General features: G+C 70.0%; 5 protein-coding genes. All 5 read right to left on the reverse strand.

Annotated features, from left to right (window positions below; all coding sequences use genetic code 11):
• Nucleotides 1-108: 108 nt before the first annotated feature.
• The 5 genes from CM1CMNOD_RS12010 to CM1CMNOD_RS24450 all read right to left on the reverse strand — a co-directional run bounded on the left by CM1CMNOD_RS12010 (nucleotide 109) and on the right by CM1CMNOD_RS24450 (nucleotide 4,081).
• Complete coding sequence (locus CM1CMNOD_RS12010; RefSeq protein ID WP_207387489.1) at nucleotides 109-1,065, reverse strand: ABC transporter permease; 957 nt, start codon at nucleotides 1,063-1,065, stop codon at nucleotides 109-111.
• 7 nt (nucleotides 1,066-1,072) lie between these two features.
• The gene (locus CM1CMNOD_RS12015; RefSeq protein ID WP_013873899.1) at nucleotides 1,073-2,032 is read right to left on the reverse strand and encodes an ABC transporter permease; all 960 of its coding nucleotides are present in this window, start codon (nucleotides 2,030-2,032) and stop codon (nucleotides 1,073-1,075) included.
• A 65-nt stretch (nucleotides 2,033-2,097) separates the two neighbouring features.
• Nucleotides 2,098-2,850, reverse strand: a complete 753-nt coding sequence (locus CM1CMNOD_RS23650) for an ABC transporter substrate-binding protein (RefSeq protein ID WP_258165197.1) — start codon at nucleotides 2,848-2,850, stop codon at nucleotides 2,098-2,100.
• On the reverse strand, nucleotides 2,847-3,758 hold the full coding sequence (locus CM1CMNOD_RS23655) for an ABC transporter substrate-binding protein (RefSeq protein WP_258165198.1): 912 nt from the start codon (nucleotides 3,756-3,758) through the stop codon (nucleotides 2,847-2,849). Before CM1CMNOD_RS23655 ends, CM1CMNOD_RS23650 begins: the two co-directional genes overlap by 4 nt.
• Before the next feature lie 206 nt (nucleotides 3,759-3,964).
• Complete coding sequence (locus CM1CMNOD_RS24450) at nucleotides 3,965-4,081, reverse strand: putative leader peptide (RefSeq protein ID WP_431307087.1); 117 nt, start codon at nucleotides 4,079-4,081, stop codon at nucleotides 3,965-3,967.
• Nucleotides 4,082-4,455: the final 374 nt, after the last annotated feature.

Below are 4,455 nucleotides of genomic sequence, written 5' to 3' on the forward strand. Positions count from 1 at the left end.
CCCTGCCCACCCTGCCCGCCTTGTCTGTTTTGCGCTTCTTACCCTCTTTGCCCTCCTTGCCTGCCAGGCTGGTACTGCCCGCCGGGCTGATGTTGCCCGCCGGGCCGGTCACGACGTCCTCCCCGCGAAGCGCCGCTGGGCGAACCGGCCGACGATGTTGACCGCGACCACCGTCACGGTGATCGCGAGGCCGGGGAACACCCCGATCCACCACGCGGTCGCCAGGAAGGAACGGCCTTCGGAGAGCATCGCTCCCCATTCCGGTGACGGCGGCCCGGCGCCCAGGCCGAGGAAGCTCAGCCCGGACGCGTAGATCACCGATGTGCCGAAGCCGACGGCACCGAGGACCAGCAGCGGGCCGAGGGTGTTCGGTAGAACGTGGCGGGCGACGAGCACCGGCCGGGGCAACCCGAGCCCGACCGCCGCCTCGACATACCCGGAGCGGCGGACCACCAGCGCTTCCGCCCGCACGATCCGGGCGTAGCCGGGCACGAAGGCGATCGCGACCGCGAGCATGACGTTCACCGTCCCCGTGCCGAGCACCGTCACCGCCAGCAGGGCCAGCAGCAGGGCCAGCAGCAGGGCCAGCAGCAGGGCCAGCAGCAGGGCCAGCAGCAGGGCCAGCAGCAGGGACGGCAGCGACAGCAGGACGTCGGCGAACCGCATCAGCACCTGGTCGCCCACCCGGCCGGACAGTGCCGCGGCCAGCCCCAGCACCGTGCCTCCGAGCAGCGCGAACGCCGTGGAGCCGACGCCGACCAGCAGCGAGGTGCGGGCGCCGTGCAGCACCCGGGCGAAGACGTCCCGGCCGAGCTGGTCGGTGCCGAACCAGTGCGCGCCGCTGGGTGAGGCCATCGTCTGGGCGAGGTCGGTCTCGTTCGGGGCCCGGCCGGTGAACAGGCCCGGGGCGATCGCGACCAGCGCGAGCAGGACGAGCAGCGCCCCGGCCAGGGCGACGCCGACGCGCGAGAGCCGTCTGCGCCGCCGCGACCGGTTGGCGGCCCGACCGGCCGCGGTCAGGGCCGGGGCCGGGCCGGTGAGCAGGCCAGGCTGGGTCGTGGTCACCGTCGGTTCACCCCTTCCTCAGTCGCGGGTCGATGGCGAGGTAGGCGAGATCCACCACGGTCGAGATCAGTACGAAGACGAAGGCAGAGATCAACACGACACCGATCACTACCGGCATGTCCTTGTTCGACACCGCCTGCAGGGTCAGCGTCCCGATGCCGGGGCGGGCGAAGACGACCTCGACCAGCACCGCGCCGCCGAGCAGCGTGCCGGTCAGCCAGCCGGTCAGCGTCACCAGCGACACCGCCGCGTGGCGCAGCGCGTGCCGGAAGCGCACCGCCGTGCGGGTCAGCCCGCGGGCCCGGGCGGTGACCACGAACGGCTGGGCCAGCGCCGTCTCCAGGCCCTCGCGCAGCACCTGCGCGAGCACTCCGGCGACCGGCAGCGCCAGGGTGATCGCGGGCAGGACCAGGGAGGCGAAGCCCTCCGCCCCGGCGACCGGGAAGATCGTCAGCCGGAACGAGAAGAACGTGAGCAGAACGATGCCGAGCCAGTACGACGGCGTGGACACCGCCAGTAGTTCCCAGGCGGAGGCCAGCGCGCGCGGCAGCGGCCGCCCGGCCGTCGTCACCGCGGAGAACACCGCGACGGCGACGGCCAGCACGGCCGCTGCCAGGGCGAGCTGGACGGTCGGCCAGAGCTGACTGTCGATCAGCTCGGCCACGGGACGCTGGAGCTGGTAGGACTCACCGAGGTCCCCGCGCAGCAGATGGCCGAGGTAGGAGGCGTACTGCACCACGACGGGTCGGTCGAACCCGAAGTCCTCGCGGATCTGCGCCCGCACCTCGGCGGAGGCGGTGGTGGACGGCCCGAGCAGCACCGCCACCGGGTCGCCCGGGACGAGCTGCAGCGCCGCGAAGGCGAGCGTCGCCGCCCCGAACAGCACCGCCAGCGCCGCCGCGAGCCGTACCGCTATCCCTCTGACCAGGCTCCCCTTGACCAGGCGCCCTCTGGCCGGGCAGGTCACCTCCGGCCGGACCCGCGCTGGCCGGGAGTGACCCGACCGGCCCCGCGTCCGTCACTTCTCGTCCGTCACTTCTTGTCGGTCCAGACGCCGTGGAACAGCGGCCACGAGCTCGCGTCGAAGGCCACCCCGTGCAGCTGCCTGGAGACCCCGACAACCGTGGTGGGGACGTAGACCGGGACCGACGCGGCAAGGTCGATGACCCGCTTCTGGGTCTTGCCGTAGACATCGTCACGAATCTTGGTGTCGAGCGTGGCGGCACCGGCGTTGGTCCACTCGTCCAGCTGCGGGTCGCTGATGAACGAGGCGTTCTGGCCACCGGTGGCCGCCGAGCTGGTGCTGTTGAAGAACAGCCGCAGGATGTCGGGCTCGGGCCGCGCCCAGCTGGAGTCCAGAATGTCGAACTCACCGGCGTAGCCCTTGGTGACGAAGGTGCCGATGTCGAAGGTCGGGCGCTGGAGATCGATACCGATCTTCTTCAGGTCGGCCTGGATCGCCTGGCCGAGAACCACCCGCTGGTCCTTGATGTACTCGGCGGGCATGAGCGGCCAGACGACGGCCAGCCGCTTGCCGTCCTTGGTGCGGTAGCCACCGGCGTCCCGCCCGGTCCAGCCCGCCTCGTCGAGCAGCCGGTTGGACAGTGCCTGGTCGAACGGCCAGGTGTTCTCCAGCGACTTGTCGTAGGACGGGGTGCTGGGCGCCAACGGGCTCCAGGCCCGCTGGTACTGGCCGAAGTACACGGCCTGAACGTCCTTGCCGAGGTCGATGCCGCGCTGGATCGCGGTGCGCACCCGCTGGTCGGTCAGGGGCTCCCGGGTCACGTTGAGGTAGATCTGGTAGTGCCGCCGGCGGCCTGCAGGCGCACCGTGCCCAACTCCTTGTTCGCCTCGACGGTGGCGACGTTGGCCGGCGGGATCGCGCGGGCGCCGTCGACCTGTCCGCTGGTGAGCACACCCACCCTGGTGGAGTCCTCCGGCAGGACGCGGATGGTCAGCGCGTCCAGGTAGGCCGCCCCCTTGTTCGCGGCGCCGTCGGGTGCCCACCTGTAGTTCGGGTTGCGGACGAACTTGACGCTCTGCCCCTTGGTGTACTCGGCCACGGTGAACGGCCCGGTACCGACCTGGGCCGGACCTTCCGTGCATAGTTTGTCCGCATTTTCCTGCAACGTCTTCGGTGAATAGAAACCGAGGTAGGGGGTACTCGCCGCCTGCAGGAACGGCGCCGACGGGGCGGAGAAGCTGATCCTTACGGTGTGCGGGTCGACGACCTCGGTGCCGGTGTAGGTCTTGATGAGCGTCGAGGCGTACCGCGACTTCGTCTTCGGGTCGGCTATGTGGTCGAAGTTGGCCTTCACCGCGTTCGCGTCGAAGGGTGTGCCGTCGGTGAACGTCACGTCGTCGCGGAGCTTGAAGGTGAAGGTCCTGAAGTCGTTGGAGGTCTCCCAGGAGGTGGCCAGCCAGGGGTGGATCTTCTGGTTGGCGTCGAAGAAGAGCAGCGAGTCGACGACGTTGCGCTGGACCTCGGCGGTGATGTCCTGCTGGCTGACGTGGACGTTGTAGCAGACCGGCTCGGTGTCGATGGCGTAGGTCACCGAACCGCCGGCGCTGGGCGCGGCCTCACCGGGACTGGACGATCCCCCGCCGGACGACCCGCAGGCGCCCAGCACGAGCGCCGCGGCGACGGTGACGGTGACGCCGGTGAGGGCGTACGTGGGCCTGACAAAACGCATGGAGCCACTCCGATGTTCTGGGCGGGAGAGAATGCGGCGGGACGGCTGGCATTCCGCGCGGCGGGCCGGTTACGGCGCACGCGGGGCATTTACCGGGACGATGACCTCGTGCTGGGACGACGACTTCGCCGGAAAACGAGGTGGCCACCGGGCCGGCGGCGGCACCGAGCCGCGTGGCCGAACGAAAAAAGACGACCGCGTACGGGTCAGTGTGAACAGGTGGCGCTGGAGACGCGCAACAGGTCGATGTGACGCCGCGACGTCAGACGCGACGTCAGAACAGCCATGCCCCGACTGCCGTGACGATGCCCCCGCGACCTCATGCCGGGGACATTAGCCGAGCCCAAACCCGACCGGCGAAAAAGGTCGATGTGATGCTCGCCATATAGGCGTGTCCAACATCCGCCGTCCTGGCAGACAGCGGTTTCGATAGTTGGTATTCGGATGAATATCGGGGTGCCAGTAGGGGTCGGCTCGGGTTGACTTCAAATCCGGCGCGTGTTAGCCGCGTCCGGCAGAACACGGATGCTGACCCGGTGTTACCGGCCCTGGTGACGCCGGCCCGATGACCGCTGCCGGAATACCGGTACCGGAATGCCCACCGGCCGGACTGCCCCGTGGCCGCACAGATACGCGGCGTGCCGGGCGCGCCGGGTACCGGTGGCGGGAGTACCACAAGTGACGCTCCCGCCCAGGT

The organism is Protofrankia symbiont of Coriaria myrtifolia (assembly GCF_900634755.1).
Taxonomy (GTDB): Bacteria; Actinomycetota; Actinomycetes; order Frankiales; family Frankiaceae; genus Protofrankia; species Protofrankia coriariae.

Bases quoted from the DNA above. Each gene is read 5' to 3' on its own strand.
- CM1CMNOD_RS23655 (WP_258165198.1), bottom strand. From the start codon at position 3,758: ATGCGTTTTGTCAGGCCCACGTACGCCCTCACCGGCGTCACCGTCACC.
- CM1CMNOD_RS24450 (WP_431307087.1), bottom strand. From the start codon at position 4,081: ATGAGGTCGCGGGGGCATCGTCACGGCAGTCGGGGCATGGCTGTTCTG.